General features: G+C 41.9%; 18 protein-coding genes and 1 pseudogene. 4 read left to right on the top strand and 15 right to left on the bottom strand.

Features of this window, described 5'->3' with window-relative positions:
* Positions 1–69: 69 nt before the first annotated feature.
* The 3 genes from HT708_RS00660 to HT708_RS00670 are packed head-to-tail and all read right to left on the bottom strand — an operon-like array spanning position 70 to position 2,720.
* The gene (locus HT708_RS00660; RefSeq protein ID WP_172925865.1) at positions 70–648 is read right to left on the bottom strand and encodes a uracil-DNA glycosylase family protein; all 579 of its coding nucleotides are present in this window, start codon (positions 646–648) and stop codon (positions 70–72) included.
* 53 nt (positions 649–701) lie between these two features.
* Positions 702–2,102 carry a dipeptidase PepV gene (pepV, locus tag HT708_RS00665; protein WP_023939001.1) on the bottom strand — a complete coding sequence of 467 codons (1,401 nt, stop codon included), beginning with the start codon at positions 2,100–2,102 and terminating at the stop codon, positions 702–704.
* A gap of 12 nt (positions 2,103–2,114) precedes the next feature.
* On the bottom strand, positions 2,115–2,720 hold the full coding sequence (locus HT708_RS00670; RefSeq protein ID WP_023936577.1) for a nitroreductase family protein: 606 nt from the start codon (positions 2,718–2,720) through the stop codon (positions 2,115–2,117).
* Positions 2,721–2,890: 170 nt separating this feature from the next.
* Between HT708_RS00670 and HT708_RS00675 the strand changes: the two genes are divergently transcribed.
* The gene (locus HT708_RS00675; protein WP_023940924.1) at positions 2,891–3,691 is read left to right on the top strand and encodes an amino acid ABC transporter substrate-binding protein; all 801 of its coding nucleotides are present in this window, start codon (positions 2,891–2,893) and stop codon (positions 3,689–3,691) included.
* Positions 3,692–3,756: 65 nt separating this feature from the next.
* On the opposite strand, the gene HT708_RS00680 is transcribed toward HT708_RS00675, so the two are convergent.
* The 9 genes from HT708_RS00680 to recJ all read right to left on the bottom strand — a co-directional run bounded on the left by HT708_RS00680 (position 3,757) and on the right by recJ (position 14,947).
* The gene (locus HT708_RS00680; protein WP_023940925.1) at positions 3,757–4,590 is read right to left on the bottom strand and encodes a metallophosphoesterase family protein; all 834 of its coding nucleotides are present in this window, start codon (positions 4,588–4,590) and stop codon (positions 3,757–3,759) included.
* Positions 4,580–6,427, bottom strand: coding sequence for an excinuclease ABC subunit UvrC (uvrC, locus tag HT708_RS00685; RefSeq protein WP_172925866.1), 1,848 nt, complete (start codon positions 6,425–6,427; stop codon positions 4,580–4,582). The genes HT708_RS00680 and uvrC overlap by 11 nt, the downstream gene beginning before the upstream one ends.
* A gap of 38 nt (positions 6,428–6,465) precedes the next feature.
* Positions 6,466–7,167, bottom strand: coding sequence for a M57 family metalloprotease (locus HT708_RS00690; protein ID WP_172925867.1), 702 nt, complete (start codon positions 7,165–7,167; stop codon positions 6,466–6,468).
* Between the two features lie 78 nt (positions 7,168–7,245).
* On the bottom strand, positions 7,246–8,478 hold the full coding sequence (gene murN / locus HT708_RS00695; protein ID WP_050302864.1) for a peptidoglycan bridge formation alanyltransferase MurN: 1,233 nt from the start codon (positions 8,476–8,478) through the stop codon (positions 7,246–7,248).
* Between the two features lie 4 nt (positions 8,479–8,482).
* Positions 8,483–9,703, bottom strand: a complete 1,221-nt coding sequence (locus HT708_RS00700) for an aminoacyltransferase (RefSeq protein ID WP_172922830.1) — start codon at positions 9,701–9,703, stop codon at positions 8,483–8,485.
* A 141-nt stretch (positions 9,704–9,844) separates the two neighbouring features.
* Positions 9,845–10,624 carry an alpha/beta hydrolase family protein gene (locus HT708_RS00705; protein ID WP_050260986.1) on the bottom strand — a complete coding sequence of 260 codons (780 nt, stop codon included), beginning with the start codon at positions 10,622–10,624 and terminating at the stop codon, positions 9,845–9,847.
* A 68-nt stretch (positions 10,625–10,692) separates the two neighbouring features.
* Complete coding sequence (locus HT708_RS00710) at positions 10,693–12,354, bottom strand: ribonuclease J (RefSeq protein ID WP_172925868.1); 1,662 nt, start codon at positions 12,352–12,354, stop codon at positions 10,693–10,695.
* A gap of 41 nt (positions 12,355–12,395) precedes the next feature.
* The gene (locus HT708_RS11645; RefSeq protein WP_050260983.1) at positions 12,396–12,617 is read right to left on the bottom strand and encodes a hypothetical protein; all 222 of its coding nucleotides are present in this window, start codon (positions 12,615–12,617) and stop codon (positions 12,396–12,398) included.
* Positions 12,618–12,724: 107 nt separating this feature from the next.
* On the bottom strand, positions 12,725–14,947 hold the full coding sequence (gene recJ, locus HT708_RS00720) for a single-stranded-DNA-specific exonuclease RecJ (protein WP_172925869.1): 2,223 nt from the start codon (positions 14,945–14,947) through the stop codon (positions 12,725–12,727).
* Positions 14,948–15,123: 176 nt separating this feature from the next.
* Between recJ and HT708_RS00725 the strand changes: the two are divergent.
* The 3 genes and pseudogenes from HT708_RS00725 to HT708_RS00735 form a co-directional block, all read left to right on the top strand.
* Positions 15,124–15,753: pseudogene (locus HT708_RS00725) on the top strand (amino acid ABC transporter ATP-binding protein); the annotation flags it as partial.
* A 237-nt stretch (positions 15,754–15,990) separates the two neighbouring features.
* On the top strand, positions 15,991–16,650 hold the full coding sequence (locus HT708_RS00730) for an amino acid ABC transporter permease (RefSeq protein ID WP_172925870.1): 660 nt from the start codon (positions 15,991–15,993) through the stop codon (positions 16,648–16,650).
* A gap of 350 nt (positions 16,651–17,000) precedes the next feature.
* Entirely contained in the window at positions 17,001–18,191 is a 1,191-nt protein-coding gene (locus HT708_RS00735; protein WP_000835817.1) for a ferric reductase-like transmembrane domain-containing protein, read from the top strand.
* Positions 18,192–18,511: 320 nt separating this feature from the next.
* Here the strand turns inward: HT708_RS00735 and HT708_RS00740 are convergent, their stop codons facing one another.
* The 3 genes from HT708_RS00740 to vncR all read right to left on the bottom strand — a co-directional run bounded on the left by HT708_RS00740 (position 18,512) and on the right by vncR (position 21,515).
* The gene (locus HT708_RS00740; RefSeq protein WP_001019001.1) at positions 18,512–19,393 is read right to left on the bottom strand and encodes a class II fructose-bisphosphate aldolase; all 882 of its coding nucleotides are present in this window, start codon (positions 19,391–19,393) and stop codon (positions 18,512–18,514) included.
* A 140-nt stretch (positions 19,394–19,533) separates the two neighbouring features.
* Complete coding sequence (gene vncS / locus HT708_RS00745; RefSeq protein WP_001254965.1) at positions 19,534–20,862, bottom strand: sensor histidine kinase VncS; 1,329 nt, start codon at positions 20,860–20,862, stop codon at positions 19,534–19,536.
* Complete coding sequence (vncR, locus tag HT708_RS00750; protein WP_000697964.1) at positions 20,859–21,515, bottom strand: response regulator transcription factor VncR; 657 nt, start codon at positions 21,513–21,515, stop codon at positions 20,859–20,861. Before vncR ends, vncS begins: the two co-directional genes overlap by 4 nt.
* Positions 21,516–21,795 lie beyond the last annotated feature (280 nt).

A 21,795-nucleotide genomic window follows, 5' to 3' on the forward strand; every position in this document is an offset into this window, starting at 1 on the left:
TGCAACCTCAAAGCTGTACTTTGAGCAACCTGCGGCTAGCTTCCTAGTTTGCTCTTTGATTTTCATTGACTATAAAATAGTTTTAATTCTTTTTTTCAAATCTGGCACCACTTCTGACTCAAACCAAGGATTTTTGGCCATCCAGATTTGATTTCGCGGTGAGGGGTGAACTAGAGGAAAATAGGTTGGCAAGTAATTCTGATAATGTTTTACCCGTTCTGTTACCTTGCCACTGATTTTCTCCTTTAAATAGTAGGCCTGGGCATATTGGCCAATCAAGAGGGTTAACTGAATATCTGGTAATTCTTGCAAGAGCTGCGGATGCCATTTTTCAGCAAAACCAGTTCGCGGTGGCAGGTCGCCTGACTTACCATGCCCTGGAAAGTAGAAATCCATAGGCAAAACAGCAAAATAACCTGAATTGTAAAAGGCATCTTCATCCACACCTAGCCAGTCTCTCAGGCGGTCACCACTCTTATCCTTCCAGTAAAGGCCTGCCTCCTGTGTTTTAAGCCCCGGTGCTTGACCGATGATATTGATGCGAGCAGTCTTTGGTGCTGCAAAAAGAGGCTCGATGCCACGCTCTGTATAGCTAGCATTCTGCGGATCCGCCATGATAGCCTGCTTGATTCTTTCAATTTGAGACATCTACTTTCCCTCCAAAAAGAAGTCCAAGCATACAATCTCAGACTTCTATCGTTTTATTTGATCAATTCATAAATAGCTTCGGCATAGATTGCTGCTGCTCGGAAGAGATCATCCAAAGCGATAAATTCATTGGCTTGGTGCATGGTGTCAATTGAGTCTGGGAACATAGCACCATAGGCAACTCCGCGCTCTAACAAGCGACCAAAGGTTCCACCACCGATAACTTGCTCGTGACCTTTAAGGCCAGTTTGTTTTTCATAGACATTCAACAAGGTTTGCACAAGTGGATCTTCCATTGGCACATAGTGAGGCGTGTGACCATGTTCTGATAGACTGACAGAAGCAACTGGCAAGTTTTCTAGGATTGACTTGATTTGTTCTGGACTTGTTCCTTTTGGATAGCGGATATTAAGGGCAATGGTATTATCAGCACTTGTTTCATCGAAGCGGAAGACGCCAGCATTCATAGAAAGAGCACCCATCTTTTCATCCACATGAGCAATCTTGAGATTTTCACCCTCATGATCGTTCAATAGAATTTTACCTGCGATGTCAAGGTAGTCTTTGGCTGGACCAGCAAAGCCAAACTGGCTGAGGAAGAGGGCAAGGTAAGTTGCGCCATTGACACCTGAAGCAGGCATAGCACCATGGGCTGATTTACCAATGATCGTCACCTTGTATTGGCCAGCTTCTTCTTGGAGTTCTCCTCTAAGTTTGTGTTCTGCAACAAAGGCATCTAGTTTAGCTTGCAAGTCAGCTAAATCACCTGAAACGACTGCTGTTGCTGATTCTGGTACCATGTTTTCACGTAAACCACCTGTAAAGCTGTGAAGACGGGCAGCACCTGTATTTTCTCCTGCAAAGTGGAGGTATTCCGTGATATTTCCTTTTTCACCATTGATGATTGGAAATTCAGCATCTGGTGAGAAACCGAAATCTGGTTTGGCAAGTCCTACGTGCTCAAAGTAGTAGTCCATGTCTGCCCAGCCTGATTCTTCGTCTGTTCCAACGATGAAGCGAACTTTCTTAGAAGTTGGAAGGCCCAATTCTTTGATGATTTTCAAACCATAGTAGCAAGCTGTTGTAGGTCCCTTGTCATCTGAAGCACCACGCGCATAAAGGCGACCATCTTTGATAGTTGGTGTGTAAGGGTCTGTGTCCCAACCGCTACCAGCAGGCACCACATCCATATGGGCAAAGATTCCGAGAACTTCTTCTCCATCACCAAACTCAAAATGTCCTGCGTAGTTATCGACATTCTTAGTTGGGTAGCCATCACGGTCTGCGATTTCAAGGAATTTCTCCAAGGCTTTTACTGGACCAGGCCCAAATGGATGTTCAGCATCAACCTTGCTGTCATCACGTTCTGAATTGATTTCCAAAAGGCTAAACAAGTCAGCCAAGAGGTCTTCTTTGCGTTTTTCTACTTCTGCTGTAAAATCAATTGCTGTCATTTTTTCTTCTTTCTATCTTTTCTCGATGATTTCATCTACTGGCAAGCGGTAGCTTGGTTCCAATTTCTCGTCTGTGTAACCCACTGTGATCAAGAGTTCTGGCCGGAAACGTTCTTCAATTTCCAAAACTTCATTAACTTTTGATTTGTCAAAACCAAGGATAATGTTAGATCCAATTCCTTGGTCTGTCAGAGCAAGAACCAAGTTCATAGCAACCAAACCTGCATTGAGGGCTAGGTAGTCGCTGACTTGTTGTTCATTGTAGCGTGCAAATTCAGCTGGCAAATTTTTCATGAAGTATTGAAGTTGTTCTTCTGAGAAATTGTTAGCACCACCAACTCGGGCAATCTTACGAGCACGTTTGGCAAGGTCTGTATCCGTAAAGAGGGCAATAGTTACAGGCGCTGATGATACCTGTTCAAAGTTGGAACCGTAAGCCAATTTTGCTAGTTCGGCATTTTTCTCACGTACCACCACAAATTTCCAAGGCTGGCTGTTGTGGGCACTTGGTGCCAAGGTTGCAATTTCGATAGCCGTACGCACATCTTTTGGATCAACTGGCTTATCAGTGAAATGCTTAGTCGCATGACGTTTTTTATTTAATTCAAGAAATTTCATAATCGATTTCCTTTTCTAATTCTACTGCTTCCATTCTACCATAATTTGAAAGAGCTTGCAGGGATTTTTCATGATTAAGTTTTTCTATCACAGACATAAAAGATATATATTGGTTTATCAGGAACATTTCTGATAAACTAGCAAGTACTTTACATTTGAATGGAGACAGTATGAAAAAATTTAGCCTATTACTAGCTATCCTACCATTTTTGGTTGCCTGTGGGAATCAAGCTACACCCAAAGAGACTAGCGCTCAAAAGACAATCGTCCTTGCTACAGCTGGCGACGTGCCGCCATTTGACTACGAAGACAAGGGAAATCTGACAGGCTTCGATATCGAAGTTCTAAAAGCAGTGGATGAAAAACTCAGCGACTACGAGATTCAATTCCAAAGAACTGCCTGGGAAAGTATCTTCCCTGGACTTGATTCTGGTCACTATCAAGCAGCTGCCAATAACTTGAGTTACACAAAAGAGCGTGCTGAAAAATACCTATACTCGCTTCCGATTTCCAACAATCCCCTCGTCCTTGTTAGCAACAAGAAAAATCCTTTGACTTCTCTTGATCAAATTGCTGGCAAAACAACGCAAGAGGATACCGGAACTTCAAACGCTCAATTCATCAATAACTGGAATCAGAAACACACTGACAATCCTGCTACTATCGATTTTTCTGGTGAAGATATCGGTAAACGAATCCTAGACCTTGCTAACGGTGAATTTGATTTCCTAGTCTTTGACAAGGTATCCGTTCAAAAGATCATCAAGGACCGCGACCTAGATCTCTCAGTTGTTGATTTACCTTCTGTCGATAGCCCCAACAATTATATTGTTTTCTCAAGCGACCAAAAAGAGTTTAAAGAACAATTTGATAAAGCACTCAAAGAACTCTACCAAGACGGAACACTCGAAAAACTCAGCAATACCTATCTAGGTGGTTCTTATCTCCCAGATCAATCTCAGTTACAATAAGATATACTAAAAGCGATTGGACGAGCCAATCGTTTTTAATTTGCATTGGTTATTTTAGGAAACTCTTACAAAAAATCAAAAAAATTCTTCACATCTTCTACATACCCATGCTTTTCTATTAAGCTTGCTAATAATTCCAGATTGTGTCCCTGATAGTTATCTTCACGACGTAGTTCTTCATACATTTCGATAAAGGGAAGCCCCTGAGACTTAGCCAATTCCAACTCCGCTTCGTAGTCATAAGCAACTTTACGAAATAGGATATTTACCAATTCCCCATCTTCAATTTCTATCACGGCATACTGGGCACGGTGATTTTTTAACGCATCCCAATTAAAATAGGGCATGCCAATCGACCCTGGATTGATGATTTGTTGCCCTTGACTGCCGTAACGAAGCAACTGCTTGTGGACATGACCATAGACTGCCACGTCGGTTTCCTCATCTAGGAGTTGGTCAAATTTCTCTGTATCATTCTCAACTAGCAAGTCACCACCATAGTTTTTGTCAGGTAAATTATGAGAGATAGAAAAGCGCAATCCGTCAATTTCTTTCTTTTCCAGCAAAGGCAAGCTTCGTAGCCAGACAATCGTTGCAGGATCCATTCGCTCCATCAAAAACTGGGTCAATCGCATGAGCTGGATTTCTTTTGGATGTTCCAAACCGTATTGCCCATCCAAGACCTCAAGGACACAATCATCCCAATTGCCTCGAACACTGGCTGTGATAGGAAGGTCCTTTAGCAGGGCGACCAAGTCATTTGCACCTGGACCAGGTAGAAAAATATCTCCCAGAATCCAATATTCACTGACTCCTTGGGTTTTAGCATCTGCAATCACTGCTTCTAAGGCTGTCGCATTGCCATGAATATCTGATAAAATTGCGATTTTATGGTTCATGATGGTCTCCTTCTGTTTGATAATCTACTCTTTCTTCTGCCACTTGAGGCAAGGTTTCTGTTTCCTGCGAGTTCAACTTCCTCTGCACAGCTTCTGCAACGACTCTAGGCACACCGACTTCGACAATCTCATCCACACTTGCTTCCTTGATTTTGGTCAGAGACTTGAAGTGCCTCATGAGATTTTGCTTGCGTTTAGGTCCCAGACCGTCAATCCCATCCAATTGTGATGAAAAGGAATTTTTGGAGCGCAGTTGGCGATGGAAAGTGATAGCAAAGCGGTGCACCTCATCTTGGATACGTTGGAGGAGGAAAAATTCCTGAGAATTGCGAGACAAGTCCACCACTTCCAGCGGATCTCCAAAGAGCAATTCATGGGTTTGGTGCTTATCATTCTTTTGCAGACCTGCAATTGGAATATCCAAGCCCAGTTCCTCTTGGATGACTTGCTTGGCGATATTGACTTGACCTTGTCCCCCATCAATGACAATCAAATCTGGAGGAGTCAAACCTTCTCGTTGTACTCGACCATAACGTCTGCGAATAACCTCACGCATACTGGCATAGTCGTCTGGTCCAACGACAGTCTTGATTTTATACTTACGATAATCTTTTTTACTTGGTTTGCCGTTGACAAAGACCACCATAGCTGAAACAGGACTAGTCCCCATGATGTTGGAATTATCGAAGGACTCGATGCGAACTGGAGTCGGAATTTGGAGCAAACGTCCTAGATTTTCAATAGCTCCTTGGGTCTTTTCGACTGATTTTTCTAGCAGGTTAAATTTCTGCTCCAGACTAACGCGTGCATTTTTTATAGCTAAATTGACCAGCTGCTTTTTCTCTCCACGTTGAGGCTTAAGAATCTTGGAATCCACCAAAGCCTTGACAGCTTCTTGGTCAATATCCTGCGGAATCAGTACCTCATTGGGAACTAGATGAGATTTTTCTTGATAGAATTGTCCTACATAGGTCAAAAAATCCTCATCTGGATCATTGAAGTAGGGGAATAGATTGACATCGCGCTCGATGAGCTTGCCCTGACGAACAAAGAAAACTTGCACACACATCCAGCCCTTATCCACATAGTAGCCAAAGACATCGCGATTTTGGAGATCCTTAGCCATGACCCGTTGCTTGGTTCGAAGCGTTCCAATAGCCTGAATCAGGTCACGGTATTCCGCCGCACGTTCAAACTCCATAGTCTGAGCCGCCGCTGCCATTTTGCCCTTGAGGTTATCAATGATTTTATCATCTTGGCCTTTCAGAAAATCAGAAACCTCCTGAGCCATAGACTTGAAATAGTCCTCATCCTTCTTACAGATGGTGTGGCTCATGCATTGGCCGATATGGTAGTAAAAACAGACCTTAGACGGTGGATTGGTACACTTACGAAAAGGGAAAATCCGATCCAGTAGTCGCTTGATTTCATTGGCCGCCCCCACATCTGGATAGGGACCAAAGTAGAGACCTCCGTCCTTCTTGACCTGACGAGTGATAATCAAGCGTGGATAGCGCTCATTAGTGATTTTGATGAAGGGATAGGACTTGTCATCCTTGAGCATGATATTGTATTTAGGCTTATTTTCCTTAATCAGGTTGATTTCTAGGAGAAGTGCCTCAATATTAGACTCCGTAACGATAAATTCAAAATCTACAATTTCAGACACCAAAGCCTCTGTTTTGGTATCATGACTTCCACGGAAATAGGACCGCACGCGGTTACGCAGATTTTTAGCCTTTCCTACATAGATAATGGTGCCGTTTTTATCCTTGTGAATGTAACAACCAGGGCTGGTCGGCAAGAGCTCTAGTTTTGATTTAATCAAGTTGTTCATAATTCCATTATAGCAAAAAAGTAGGGAAAAATAGTCCCCTACTCATTGGTCTCATATAATTTTCGAAGTCTTTCAACATCCTCTTCCTGGATACCATAAAAAGAACCTGCTGGTTGCATGACAGACTTCTCATCTGTATGGTCCAAGCCAATCGCATAACCTAACTCATGTTCTGCCGTATGGACAAGGCGTTCATAGGAATAGCCATAGTATGGATTGGACAAATAATAATGATTCAAGCGCACCGTTACGGACAAGAATTGCCCTGTTAAGAGATTAGTTTGACTTTCCGCCTCTCCTGCCACAGGAGTGCCTCCGTCGTTCATCTCCGTAGCCGTAATATCCGCCTTACTAGACTCAGTCACGAGTTCAAAGTTAAAAGCACCAGTTTGATTCCAGTTCTGGATTGCTTCTACATAAGCCTCTTGAAAGCGTGAATCCATCTGCGGATCCAGGTAAATACGAGCAGAGGCCTGTGGCCACCTTCCTTCAGAATGCTGGTAACTATCTGTCTGGCTTAACTTAGGCAGTTGCCCTGTTTTCTCCCATTGGTCAATACTCTGTTGACCAATTTTTACTGACCGTCCTGCTTGCTTTAGCGCTCCTTGAAAATCCCCGTTCAGATACCAGAGAAGTCCGAAAGCAAGCACACATAAGAGCACAACTATCCAAACCAGACGCCAAAACAAACGCCACACAAAAGAAAAGAAAGCCCCTATCAAACGAAAAAGCCAGCGCATGTCTCTCCACTTTTCTAGCAAATAAAGAGTATTTTACTAAAACAAGCTGAAAGAAAGCTAAATACTGGCTTTTTCATCTTAACGTCCTACTATTTTTTTGAGCAACTGGATAGCTTTGCATTTTAAAGGTGATGGATGGTAACGGAAAGTACCTGCTTTGCGTACAATATAGCCATTAAAATTCTGTTTAAAACGCAAAACACCATCACTTCCATCAAAAATCCCTTGAATGCCTAGGAAATTGTATTTAGGTATTCCACGTTTTATGCTTTCCAACATAACATATTTTTGAAGCAGTGCAGGGGCATAGAACTTATTAAACTCAGTGTAGGAACCACTAAAGAGATAAGTCGTTTCCTGAGGCATATAAACAAATAAACTCCCAGCTAAAACAATATCTTCTTCTCCATATTTTTCAATCAAGTCTCGCGCTTCTGCTTTTCGAACTTCAAACGTTTCAAATTGACTAGAATATTCTCTCAGTTGATTTTGTTTTTTCTCAGAATGAGGATTTTTACTCAAATCAAGTCGCAACTTGTTCAAGTTTTCTTCTAGTTTACTTTGTTCACCTTGCAATTTGCTCATATAGTCCGAAAAATTTAAGCTTGCTATGAGAAACTCCGCTTGTTCTCCAAAAGTATCATAAAAATGCTCATAATATTCTAAACTTTTATCACTATATTCTCTACGTTCAGAGGTTTCTTTTGTGATATTCTTAAAAATCGATAGTTCTTCACGTTTTAACTTTTTCAACCGAATGCCAAAGGTTTCAGCCTTTTTCACCAAGGGTTTACCCTTTTTGCTAAAACTTTTAAGCAAACTCTTTTCAGTTAATTCAGTTAAATCTTTATAGTATAACCAATCTGGTTCTCCACCTGGGTAACCTCTTGTCAATCCATCAAATTGATAACCTAAATCAGTTAAACCTTGAATGACACTTTTTTTCTCAGCATCTATTGGATTACCTTGGCTATCAAAAGTTTGATAAGTTTCATAAGGTTTTACAAGCAGCTCTAATACACCATTTTGCTTGGCATATTCTTTTAACTCCGCATAAAAAACTGGAAGAGCATCTTGTTGGGTATAAATCGGCCCCGAATTGATCTCCATATGCAGACCACCCAGCATGGGCAAGCTATAAACCAGAGCTGCAACTTGAATCTCTCCTCCTTGTTTCAAAGCAAGATAAACAATTCGAGCCCCTCTTTTTTCTAACAAGTCCCCCATCTGAACAGATTGCATAAAGGAACGAGAAGAAACCTGATCAGAATAAGTACGAAACTCTTCTTTCGTGAGTGTAGTTAGTGCCATATACTTACTTTCTATGTTTTTTTCTTAATGTTTTACGGAAATCAAGAGCAAGTCTTAACAGAGGATAGAGAGGATGGGTAGGAATTGTAAATTCACCCAAGTATTCTTCGATCGTTGGATTAAAATTAGCTTTAAAACGATAGAGTCCACCATCTAAAGCATTCTCGACGCCTCCTAAATTTTGCCATAAAATGCCACGTTCAAAGGAATATCGAGCTGTCTCATACCAGGTCAAAATAGGAGCTTTATAACGTCTAAAATCTTCATCCATTCCTGCGTATAGATTGACAGAAGTTTGTCCGAATTCTAAAGTCAAGGTAGCCGCTAAGGGAACTCTTGCTTGACCTGCATCCATATATTCCTGCAGGAAAGTCAATTCCTCTAACAAACGTTCTTTTTCCTTCTTCTGCGCTTCTACTTTTGAAGTTCGAGTCGAATCAGTAAAGGTCTCTTCCAAGGCTCTGTTTTTCGCTAACTGTTCTTCTAATTCTTGCGAACGTTTAGAGACATCCAAGGTTGCCAAGGTGATGTAGGCCTTGTCCTTAAAATTATCTAACAACTTTTTATAATAGGCTTCATTCCTCAAATGAATCTCTTTCCGCTTCTCGGTTTTTTTCATCAAAAAGGAAAAAGAGTCCAATAATTCAGTTCCACCAAATTGAATCTCTACCCCCTTATTCCGTGCTGTTCGAATAGCCTGTTTTGTTGACTTGGAAAGTTTATCTTCTTCAAAATTTTCCTTGTATATTTTCACCTGAATACGAGGTTGAATGGTGTCTCCCATTTCCTCTGTTTTTCCTGACCACCTTACTCCCATTTGTTGCAAACTATCAATAATAGCCAGATTTTCAGGAAATTCTGTTTTTTCCTGATTAATTAAACTTTGAGACAGGCAAATACTTGGGTCAAAAGTCACAAAAATAGCTCTCTTGCTACGAGCATAAGACTTAATGGACTGAATGACAAAACTCAAGAGTTCTGTATCTCCATAATCCAATATAGGTCCTCTTGGGACGTAAAACATTTTATAGCCTAACGGAAGAGTTCTAATCAAAATACTAGCTGTCGCCAGTAATTTTTCTTCCCTGTAAACACCAAACTTCTCATGTTGCCAATCAGACTTCACTTCTTCCCAAGCACTACTTTGTAATACATTGGCTAATTCATGTTCTTTGACAAACTGATCATATTCTAATGTGGGAATGCCAATTTGATAACGGTACATTTCCTACTCTCTTTCCTCCAATATCTTATTACTATTCTACTACTTTCGTTTGAATTTCGTTTGAAAAGTCTAGTGAAAACAGACTTCCATCATTGTTTTGAAGCCAAGAATAACTATAGATAGTGGTTCATTTATAAAAAACTAACTCAATCTCTCTTCTAATTTGAAATCGATTGGCAGGGTTGCTAGAAACCGTTCCAATTGTTTTTCCCAATAATACCACTCGTGAGTTCCAGCGCTATGGCTATAGGTCACATCAAAACCTAATTTTTTGAGATTTTTCACTGCTAGATTATTGGCTTCATACAAGAAATCCTGTTCGCCACACCACGCCCAAAGTTTGGTATTTTTATCCGATTTTTTAGCCAGACTTTCAAGAGAATAGGGACTAGTTGTCCAGTCTCTAATCTCTCCAAAAACACCTCTCCAGTAGGCTGGACTTCCCAGATTTTGGCTCTCAGGAGAAAAATCTTGAAAGCTGAGAGCACCTGAAAAACTAGCTGCATGAGAAAAACGATTTGTCGCAAGAGCCAATTTGAAACAGCCGTAGCCTCCCATGGAGAGACCAGCGATAAAGGTCTTTTCACGCTTACTGGTCATATTAGGGAAGAAGCGTTTCAAAACCTGTGGCAATTCCTCTGCTAGAGCCGTGTAGTAGTCAAAACCATATTGGGTATCGGTGTACCAACCGTTGCTGGTATTAGGCATAACAACAATGAGATTAGTAGCTCGAAGCAAGCGTTCTACATTGGTCCGCTTGAGCCAACTATTATGATTGCCAGACATCCCGTGCAAGAGGTACAAGACGGGAATATCTTCACACTCTGGTTCTTCCACTCGATTGGCATCAGGGTAGAGGACATTCACTCCCCACTCCATATCCAAAACTTGTGAGTAATACTCGATTTTCATTACTGCCATGATTTTCTCCTTCTATTTTCCGATAAGAAAAAGCCGAAACTAGACTTTATCTTTACTTATTTCAATGATTATTTTGCTTCCATGACTACTGGTAGAATAGCTGGACGACGCTTAGTTTGATCAAAGAGATACTTGGTCAGATTATCCCGAACCTTGCCTTTAAGATCTGCCCAGTCAAAGTCATCTCCTTGCAGATAGTCTTCTACCGTTTTGTTAATCAATTCTGAACTTTCACGGAGAATATCGCGACTCTTCTTGAGATAAACAAATCCACGCGTGTGAACACGGGACTTGGCCACAATTTTCTTCTCACGACGGTTAACGGTGATTGCGACGATGAAAATACCGTCCTCTGACAAGACCTTACGGTCACGAAGGACTACATTACCAACATCACCGATAGCATTTCCGTCAATCAAGACATCCCCTGCCGAAACCGCACCAGCTGGGACAAAGTCTCCATTCTCATAAGCCATGCTGGTTCCCTTTTTAGGGATGAAAATGCGTTCTGGCAACATCCCAACTGCCATAGCAGCCTTAGCATGGGCATCCAACTCACGGTATTCCCCTTGAATCGGGAAGAGATACTTGGGTTGCAAGAGATTGATCATCAACTGCAAATCACGCGCATTTCCATGTCCTGACACACGTAAGCTTTGGGTGATCAATTTGACAACACCGCCAGCTTGGTAAATCATGTTTTCCACACGCGCCATGACCGCTTCTTTGGCGATAGATGGAGTCGTTACGATATAGACCAAGTCACCGTCCTTGATTTCCACATAACGGTGACGACCAATTGACATCTTGCGAAGACCGTTGATTGGCTCACCCATACGACCTGTCTCAAGGATAATCAACTCATGGTCTTCAAAGCGAGACATATCTTTTGGCTTAATCAAAAGACTCTCGTTAGCTAGAGACAATTTCTTAAGGCGAATAGCAGTACGGACGATATTTTCAATATCGAATCCTGTCAAGACCACACGGCGGCCTGTTGCATCCGCAGCGTCAAACACCTGCTGGATACGAGAAAGGTTGCTAGCTACCGCTGCAACGATGATACGTCCCTCCCAATCAGAAATGGTTTGAGTGATTTCATCCCCAACTTCACTTTCGCTAGCCACTTGGATATTGCTGTCCGCATTGGCTGAATCACTGAGCAGAGCTAGAACTCCGTCACGACCGATTTCCGCCAAACGAGCAAAGTCTGTCGCATAAGATTCACTAGCTGTCTGGTCAAATTTGAAGTCACCTGTATAAACGATACTACCCTCAGCTGTCTTCAAGACAACACCCAGACTCTCTGGGATAGAGTGGGTCGTACGGAAGAAGGACACCACTGTCCCTCCAAAATCAATCTCCGTATCCTCATCGATAACATGGAAATCATTGAATTTCTTAACTGTGTCATTTCCCTTGACAAAGAGTTTTGCCAACTCAATGGTCAACTCAGAGCCGAATACAGGTACCTTGGCTTCAGCCAAGAGATAAGGCAGAGCACCAATGGCATCCGCATGACCGTGAGTCAAGAAGACCCCAGCGATACGGTCGCTATTTTCAAAAAGGTAGTCCATATTGGGAATGACCACATCCACCCCTAGTTGTTCATTTTCAGGATATTTTAGACCTGCATCCAAAACGAAAATAGACCCATTGATTTCAGCGATATACATATTTTTCCCGTTTTCACGTACACCACCAAGTGTTGTTAAACTGATATTACTCATTTTTCCTCCGAAAGCTTTGTTTATCTTGATTATAGGGTTGCTTACCCTCTTATTCTAAAAGCACTATTACTTTTATACTCTTCGAAAATCTCTTCAAACCACGTCAGCTTCGCCTTACCGTATGTATGGTTACTGACTTCGTCAGTTTCATCTACAACCTCAAAACCGTGTTTTGAGCTGACTTCGTCAGTTTTATCCACAACCTCAAAGCAGTGCTTTGAGCAACCTGCAACTAGCTTCCTAGTTTGCTCTCTGATTTTCATTGAGTATTAGCCGAATCTTTTCCTACCATTATACCATTTTTTTGATGATTTTCAAAATGAAGATTTGTTTTCAAAAAAGAGCTGGTTTCCCAACTCTTTCCTATGATCTACTCTTTTTCCATTAAAAAGTCATAAATTTCTTGCACGGTACCCAGCGCCATCATTTCTTGGTCTTTGACGGTTTGTTTGAGATTTTGGTAAATCTGACTTTCTCCGATTTCTCTCTTTGGCGCTTCTTTATTGACTGTCATAACCCCATCTTTGATCGTCACAAAGCCTAGTTCTTTAAAGACTTGAATCATCTTAACCAGCAAGATTTGTTGGATATTGAGATAAGCAGCCAAATCCTTGAGCTTGTAGCGAATATCAAACTCTGGAAACTGGTAGATAGTCTTGTACAATTTGGCAAACTGCTCTCTAGTCCCATAGCCTGTCAGATAGTAGGCCTTGTCAATATCATTTTTGAAATAGACAGCGGAAAAATTCTGTTTCTGAAAAATGGTCTTCAGCTGAGTAATATCCTCTGGAATGGTTTTTACGACAACAGCTTCACTATTTACTAGACTCGGTAATTCTCCAGCAAAATCCAAGACTGGAACTCCTTCTGGCAAGACTGCATTCTTCCCACGGATGTTAAAAAGTTGAACACCCTCTACACGCGCATCCACCATCATCAATTGGAGGGCAGTTTGGCCATTCCATTGGTTGACAGACAATTTGACTGCCAGCTCTAGATTCTTGGTTTGAGCAAATTCTGTTGCCCATCTACCTTGTCCAAATGCTACCACTTCAAAACTCGCCTCACCTTTGGAAATTTTCAACTTGAGATGAGCATTGCCTGCCCCCATAGTACGGGCACTTTCGACCTGAAAATCCTTGATATAAAAGACAGGTTTCTGATTGTCCATTCCAAAAGGAGCTAAACGTTCAAAACTTTTGACCGTTTCCAAACTAAGTGTCTCCAAATCCAGTTCTTCATCTAGGTTTAACTTATTCTTGCCACCAGCATCTGCGCCTTTTTCACGGACATAGTCTTCTAAAATCTGAGATAAATCTGAAAGTTTCTCAACTTCCAGCGTCATTCCTGCAGCGCCAGCATGACCTCCAAAGGCGATGAAGAGGTCTCGATGAGGATCCAGAGCCTCAAAAATATCGACCGCTTCCACACTACGAGCACTGCCCTTGGCACGACCGTCTTCTATATTGAGAACGATGACTGTCTGCCCTAATTCTTCCAACAAACGACCAGCCACGATCCCTAGAACCCCAGGATTCCAGCCTTCCTTGGCCAAGACTTGAACCTTCTTCTCAGGATCCACCATGGTCTTAGCTTCTTCATAGATAGACTGGACGATTTCCTTGCGCTCTTCGTTTTTCTGATGAATCATGAGGGCAATCTCGTGAGCTTCCTCATCGTCAAAGCCAGTCAGCAAATCAATAGCAGGATTGGGATCATCCAAGCGGCCCAAGGCATTCAAACGAGGAGCAATCTGGAAACCAACCGTTTCTTCTGTTACTTCGTTGGCGGCAATCCCAGCCATATCCAGCATTTCTTGTAAACCAATGCGCTGAGTATGTCCCAACATTTCCAGACCATACTGAACCAAGATACGGTTCTCATCTGTCAAACTAACCATATCAGCAATGGTACCAATAGCAACCAAATCAAGCAATTCCACTTGTACTTCTTCTAACAGGGCACAAGCCAACTTGAAAGCAACTCCACAACCAGCCAAATATTTGAAAGGATAGTCCGCATCCGGATGTTCAGGATGAACGATGGCATAGGCATCTGGTAGGGTTTCAGGCATGGAATGGTGGTCAGTCACAATGACATCTACTCCCATAGACTGAGCCAATGCAATAGCCTCATGACCACCAACCCCATTGTCCACCGTCACAATCAAGGAAATCCCTTCTTGCTCGATAAAGTATTTATAAACACTAGCATTAGGGCCATAGCCATCGGTAAAACGATTTGGCAGGTAAACTCGGCACTCAGCACCAAGTTGTTCCAAACTTTCCTTCACAATCGAAGCCGAAGTCATGCCATCCGCATCGTAGTCTCCATAAACGAGAATATTTTCCCCTTCTTCAATGGCCTGACGAATCCGTTCCACTGCCTTGTCCATATCATGGAGCAGATAAGGGTCATGCAAATTCTCCAAGGAAGGTTCTAAAAACTTCTTCAGACTTTCTTGGTCCTGAATCCCTCTCTCAAACAATAACCGAGCCACCTCAGGACCCAGTCCAGCCTTCTTGGCTATCTTTGTAAAATCCGCATCTTCTACCTGCGGGGCAAACTGCCATTCATAAGTAGGTGTTATCAAAAAGACATCCACTCTTTCTAAGAATTCTATTGCTTCATTATAACATGATTTAGACGTTTTCTCTATCCAGATTGCTTTTTTATAAAATTTTAGTGAATTTTTTCAGATATGATTTGACAAGACAAATCTTTTGGTGCAGAATCATGTTATAAAATCTAATGCAAAGGAGACTCCTTATGGCTTTAGTAGAATTTGAACACGTCGAAAAATATTACGGAGACTACCACGCACTCCGCGACATCAATCTCCGTTTTGAAAAAGGACAAGTCGTTGTCCTACTCGGACCATCTGGTTCTGGAAAATCCACTCTTATCCGCACCATCAATGGTTTGGAGGCTGTTGACAAGGGAAGTCTTCTAGTCAATGGCCACCAAGTTGCTGGTGCCAGCCAGAAAGATTTGGTGCCTCTTCGTAAGGAAGTCGGCATGGTTTTCCAGCATTTTAACCTCTATCCGCATAAAACAGTGTTAGAAAACGTAACACTCGCACCCATAAAAGTTCTAGGAATTGATAAAAAAGAAGCTGAAAAAACAGCTCAAAAATATCTGGAATTTGTAAATATGTGGGATAAAAAAGATTCTTATCCAGCCATGCTGTCTGGTGGACAAAAGCAACGGATTGTCATTGCACGTGGACTCGCTATGCATCCTGAGCTTCTTCTCTTTGATGAACCAACATCTGCTCTTGATCCTGAGACTATCGGAGATGTTCTAGCAGTTATGCAAAAATTGGCCCACGATGGTATGAATATGATTGTCGTTACCCATGAAATGGGCTTTGCCCGTGAAGTTGCCGACCGCATCATTCTCCCTCCTTTGACCAACCAAATTGTCAACCTCATCAAGAACACCTCAACAGTCGCTATCATCTCTGGAGTGGACTTGATGTTTGTGACCAAGTCTTGGTCAGCACTTAACGGAAACTACATTCCAGCCTTTCTAGGCGCTGCCCTTCTCTACTTTTCTCTATGCTTCCCTGTTGCCCAGTTTGGTCGCAAGATGGAACAAGCTAATAAAAAAGCCTATTCACTTTAGGAGGTTACTATGGAATCCATTTTAGAAGTTTTGACCCCAGATAACCTAGTCTTTATCTTTAAAGGATTTGGCTTGACCCTCTACATTTCTCTGATTGCCATCGTCCTCTCTACCCTTATCGGTACGGTGCTAGCTGTCATGAGAAATGGCGAAAATCCTGTCTTGCGCATTATTTCCAGCATTTATATCGAATTTGTGCGCAACGTTCCCAACCTTCTCTGGATCTTTACTATCTTTTTAATTTTCAAGATGAAATCCACTCCAGCAGGAATCACTGCCTTCACACTCTTTACATCAGCGGCTTTAGCTGAGATTATCCGAGGCGGTCTCAATGCCGTAGCCAAGGGGCAGTACGAAGCAGGAATGTCACAAGGCTTCACTTCAGCCCAAATCCTCTACTACATCATTCTCCCACAAGCCATTCGTAAAATGCTGCCAGCCATCATTTCTCAGTTTGTAACCGTGATTAAGGATACCAGTCTCCTCTACTCTGTTATCGCCCTACAAGAACTCTTTGGAGCCAGCCAAATTCTCATGAGCCGTTATTTCGAACCAGAGCAGGTCTTCAGTCTTTATATACTGATTGCCCTCATCTACTTCAGCTTTAACCTAGCCATTTCTAGCCTATCTCATATGCTAGCAAAACGTTGGCAACAAGCTGCAGAATAATACTCTTCGAAAATCTCTTCAAACCACGTCAGCTTCACCTTGCCGTATGTATGGTTACTGACTTCGTCAGTTTCATCTACAACCTCAAAACATGGTTTTGAGCTGACTTCGTCAGTTTCATCTACAACCTCAAAACCATNNAAAACGGTGTTTTGAGCAGCCTGCGGGCTAGCTTCCTAGTTTGCTCTTTGATTTTCATTGAGTATAAACAGCCACTCTCCAGTTCAATTGGAGAGTTTTTTATAAGAACAGAGATTTACACACCTAGATTTGACACCATACATTTTCTATGATAAAATGTAACAAATTCATTTACAACAAATCGAAATCTAAATGAAATGGAATTTTCTATGAAATCAATCAAAGGACTACTCTTTATCATAGCTAGTTTTATCTTGACTCTTTTGACTTGGATGAACACTTCTCCCCAATTCATGATTCCAGGACTAGCTTTAACAAGCCTATCTCTGACTTTTATCCTAGCCACTCGTCTCCCACTACTAGAAAGCTGGTTTCACGGTTTGGAGAAGGTCTACACCGTCCACAAATTCACAGCCTTTCTCTCAATCATCCTACTAATCTTTCATAACTTTAGTATGGGCGGTTTGTGGGGCTCTCGCTTAGCTGCTCAGTTTGGTAATCTTGCCATCTATATCTTTGCCAGCATCATCCTTGTCGCCTATTTAGGCAAATACATCCAATACGAAGCTTGGCGATGGATTCACCGCCTGGTTTACCTAGCCTATATTTTAGGACTCTTTCACATCTACATGATAATGGGCAATCGTCTCCTTACATTTAATCTTCTAAGTTTTCTTGTTGGTAGCTATGCCCTTTTAGGCTTACTAGCTGGTTTTTATATCATTTTTCTATATCAAAAGATTTCCTTCCCCTATCTAGGGAAAATTACCCATCTCAAACGCTTAAATCACGATACTAGAGAAATTCAAATCCATCTTAGCAGACCTTTCAACTATCAATCAGGACAATTTGCCTTTCTAAAGATTTTCCAAGAAGGCTTTGAAAGTGCTCCGCATCCCTTTTCTATCTCAGGAGGTCATGGCCAAACTCTTTACTTTACTGTTAAAAATTCAGGCGACCATACCAATAATATCTATGATAATCTTCAAGCCGGCAGCAAAGTAACCCTAGACAGAGCTTACGGACACATGATCATAGAAGAAGGACGAGAAAATCAGGTTTGGATTGCTGGAGGTATTGGGATCACCCCCTTCATCTCTTACATCCGTGAACATCCTATTTTAGATAAACAGGTTCACTTCTACTATAGCTTCCGTGGAGATGAAAATGCAGTCTACCTAGATTTACTCCGTAACTATGCTCAGAAAAATCCTAATTTTGAACTCCATCTAATCGACAGTACGAAAGACGGCTATCTTAATTTTGAACAAAAAGAAGTGCCCGAACATGCAACCGTCTATATGTGTGGTCCCCTTTCTATGATGAAGACACTTGCCAAACAGATTAAGAAACAAAATCCAAAAGCAGAGCTTATTTACGAAGGATTCAAGTTCAAATAAGTACTCATACTCTCCTGGGATTCCCCAGGAGAGTTTTTTATAGCCAAATGAAATAAGACCAGAGCGATGAAATTTTGGAATTCAAATCAATTGATAAGAATGTTTTATAGTGGAATGAAATAGGATACGAACAAATTGATTAGGAAAATCAAATGAATTTATAGAAATATTTTAGCAGTTATATTGTCCTGTTCTAGTTTCAAAACGCTATAGAAGCAGCATTGTGCTAGTCTAGATTCAGTTTACTATACTAAAACGAGTAGCTTGAAATCAAAAAACCCACCCTCACAGGCAGGTTTTATCTGTATTATTCAGCTAGATTATGCTTTACCTTCTGAACCGAATACGTCGATACGTTCTTCAACCGATGCTTGGATAGCTTTTACACCGTCAGCCAAGAATTTACGTGGGTCGAAGAGTTTTTTCTTATCGTATTCTGCTTCGTTTGCTTCGTAGTCACGAGCAAATTTACGAGTTGCGTTAGCGAATGCGATTTGGCATTCTGTGTTAACGTTAACTTTGGCAACACCAAGTTTGATAGCTGCTTGGATTTGCTCATCAGGAATACCTGAACCACCGTGCAATACGATTGGGAATCCTGGAAGAGCTTCTGTCAATTTTTGCAAGTGGTCAAGGTCAAGACCTTCCCAGTTTGCTGGGTAAGGACCGTGGATGTTACCGATACCAGCTGCCAAGAAGTCGATACCAGTTTCAACCATTGCTTTAGCGTCTTCGATTGGAGCCAATTCACCTTTACCGATGATTCCGTCTTCTTCACCACCGATAGTACCAACTTCAGCTTCTACTGAGATACCTTTAGCGTGTGCTTTTTCAACAACTTCTTTAGCCAATTTAAGGTTTTCTTCAACTGGAAGGTGTGAACCGTCAAACATGATTGAAGTGTAACCAACTTCGATACACTCAAGTGCATCTTCGTAGTGGCCGTGGTCAAGGTGGATAGCTACTGGTACAGTGATACCCATTGATTCAACAAGGTTAGCGATCAAGTTGCGAGCAACTTTGTAACCACCCATGTATTTAGCAGCACCCATTGAAGTTTGGATCAAAACTGGAGCTTTTTTAGCTTCTGCTGCGCGCAAGATAGCTTGAGTCCACTCAAGGTTGTTTGTGTTAAATCCACCAACTGCATAACCGTTGTCACGAGCTGCTTGGACAAATTTTTCTGCTGAAACGATTGCCATTTTATCAGGCCTCCTGTATATTTTTATGGGTCACCCCATTTACATTGTTCATTTTATCACTTTTTGACAAAAAAATCTAGTTTTTCTCGTAGTTTCGATTTAATTTCTTCTAGCTTCATCCATGTAAACCCTTTCTATCTCTAGTCTTGGGCGACTTTTGGAAAAGCTATGAAGAAGGTTAAACGATTCTCCTCCATCTCGAAATGATAAGCTAATTTTTCATGTTCCAATAGACTCTTGACCACAAAGAGTCCCATCCCAGGCCCTTTGGGCTTGCGACTAGCATTATCAGAAAAAGACTGGGCTAGTTTTTCTTGTTCTTCTGAGCTACAGCTATTCTCGATAAAGAGTTCCCCTTCTCTTTCTCCAATGCCAACCAAGCCACCTGGAACAGAGTGCTTGATGGCATTGCTGATGAGATTAGAAAGAATCAACTTCATAACTGATGGGTTTAGATAAGCCTGCTGATGGGTCAAACTATTGTCAATCTGGAGCTCTCTTTCCTTGGCGAGCAAGGCATAATCCTTAACCAGACTTTGTGTCATCTGGAGGAGGTCAATTTCTTCCCTATCATCTCGCAACTCCTGCACAGAAGAGAGGGAAAGTATCTGCAGAACATGGTGATTGAGTTCATCCACAATCCCCAAGGCAACTCCCAGATACTGGTCTCTATCCTTATAACGACCGATATTCTCTTTCATGTTTTCGATCAGGATTTTCAAACTAGCCAGCGGTGTTTTCAGTTCATGAGAAGCCCCTCGTAGGAATTCGACCTTCATCTTCTCCAGCTGGAGAATGGCTTCATTCTTGTCATGCAAGTCTGCAATGACAGTCAAAAGATGCTGGTAGAGGCTATTGATTTGTTCCTTGAGATCACCAATCTCATCCCTAGAATCCACGCGCAATCGCACTTGGGAATCCAGTTCCATCATTCTACGAGTCACCCGTTTGATTTCCAAGATCGGGGCAACAATGGTCCGAGCATAGATGTAGGCCACCAAGAGGGAAATTAGAAAGGATGCCAGCAAGGTATAGGGAAGAAATTGGAGACTGATTTGCTCTGCTTCCTTTTGCAAATCCATAGAAACCAGAAACTGGAGAGTCATGGTGCTACCATCTTGCGTTGTCACCTCACGCTCCTCAATAAAGAGAGAGGTGGTCTGACGGTCCGTATCCAGAGGAATGCTGTCCTTGACTTCTAACTTGTCCTCTGTCATCTCGCCCTTAACGCCCCCCTTGATATCACTAGTCTGGGAATACAGCTCTAACACTTGCTCGATGCTCTGCCTATCCTTTCCTTCTAGGGACTTGGCAATAGCTGTCGCTTTCTGGCCAATGGTTTCCTGACGATGACTCAGATAAGTCGAGGGAAATAGAAAATAAATAGCTAAATGAAGGCAGATAACCAGAACACTAAATATCGAGAAGGTATAGATAAATATCTTTGTAAATAAACCTGTTCGTCTCATTTTCGCTCCAATTTATAACCAACATTGCGCACAGTGAGGATGCAGTCCAAGTCTAGCTTTTTCCGCAATTCCTTGATATAAACATCAATGACACGGTCAAAGGGAACCTCATCTGTCGCTTTCCAGACGGCATCGATTATCTGAGACCGAGTCAAGGCCCGGCCTTCATTTTTCACCAGATAGTCCAGAATTTCCAACTCTTTGGCATTGATAAGCACTTCTTGACCTGCTAGACTGGCACTGTAGCTCTCAAAATCCACCCTGGCATCTTTATAAGAGAAGATTCGTCCTGTATCGTAGTATCTCTTGAAAATTGCATCCACCCTCACTTTTAAGAGGGAGAGGGAGAAGGGCTTTTCCAGATAGCCATCTGCCAGAGAAGCAAAGGCACTCATCTTGTATTCCTCATCCTGAAAGGCGGTCAGCATCAAGACAGGAACCTGACTGGTTTTACGAATCTCAGCTAGGACTTCTAGACCATTTAGCTTGGGCATCTGGATATCTAGTAAAATCAAGGCTACTTCATAGCTGGAAAATTTTTCTAAGGCTTCTTGCCCATCTGCAGCCTCAAGGGTTTCATAGCCACAATCCGTCAAATAATCACTGACCCCCTCACGGATCATCTCTTCATCTTCTACAATTAAAATTTTCATACTTTAACTGCTCTCTATTTTTTATTTTTCTTATACTCAATAAAAATCAAAAAGCAAACNNAGTCAGCTCAAAACATGGTTTTGAGGTTGTAGATGAAACTGACGAAGTCAGTAACCATACATACGGTAAGGCGACGCTGACGTGGTTTGAAGAGATTTTCGAAGAGTATAAATACCTACTCTATTTTCTATTATAATCTCTTACTGGCCTTTTGTCTGTAAGCAACTGACCACTCGATAAAACAAAGAGAGCCTATCGCTCTCTCTGCTTGCATTTCAC

Source organism: Streptococcus sp. 3613 (genome assembly GCF_013277375.1).
Lineage (GTDB): Bacteria > Bacillota > Bacilli > Lactobacillales > Streptococcaceae > Streptococcus > Streptococcus pseudopneumoniae.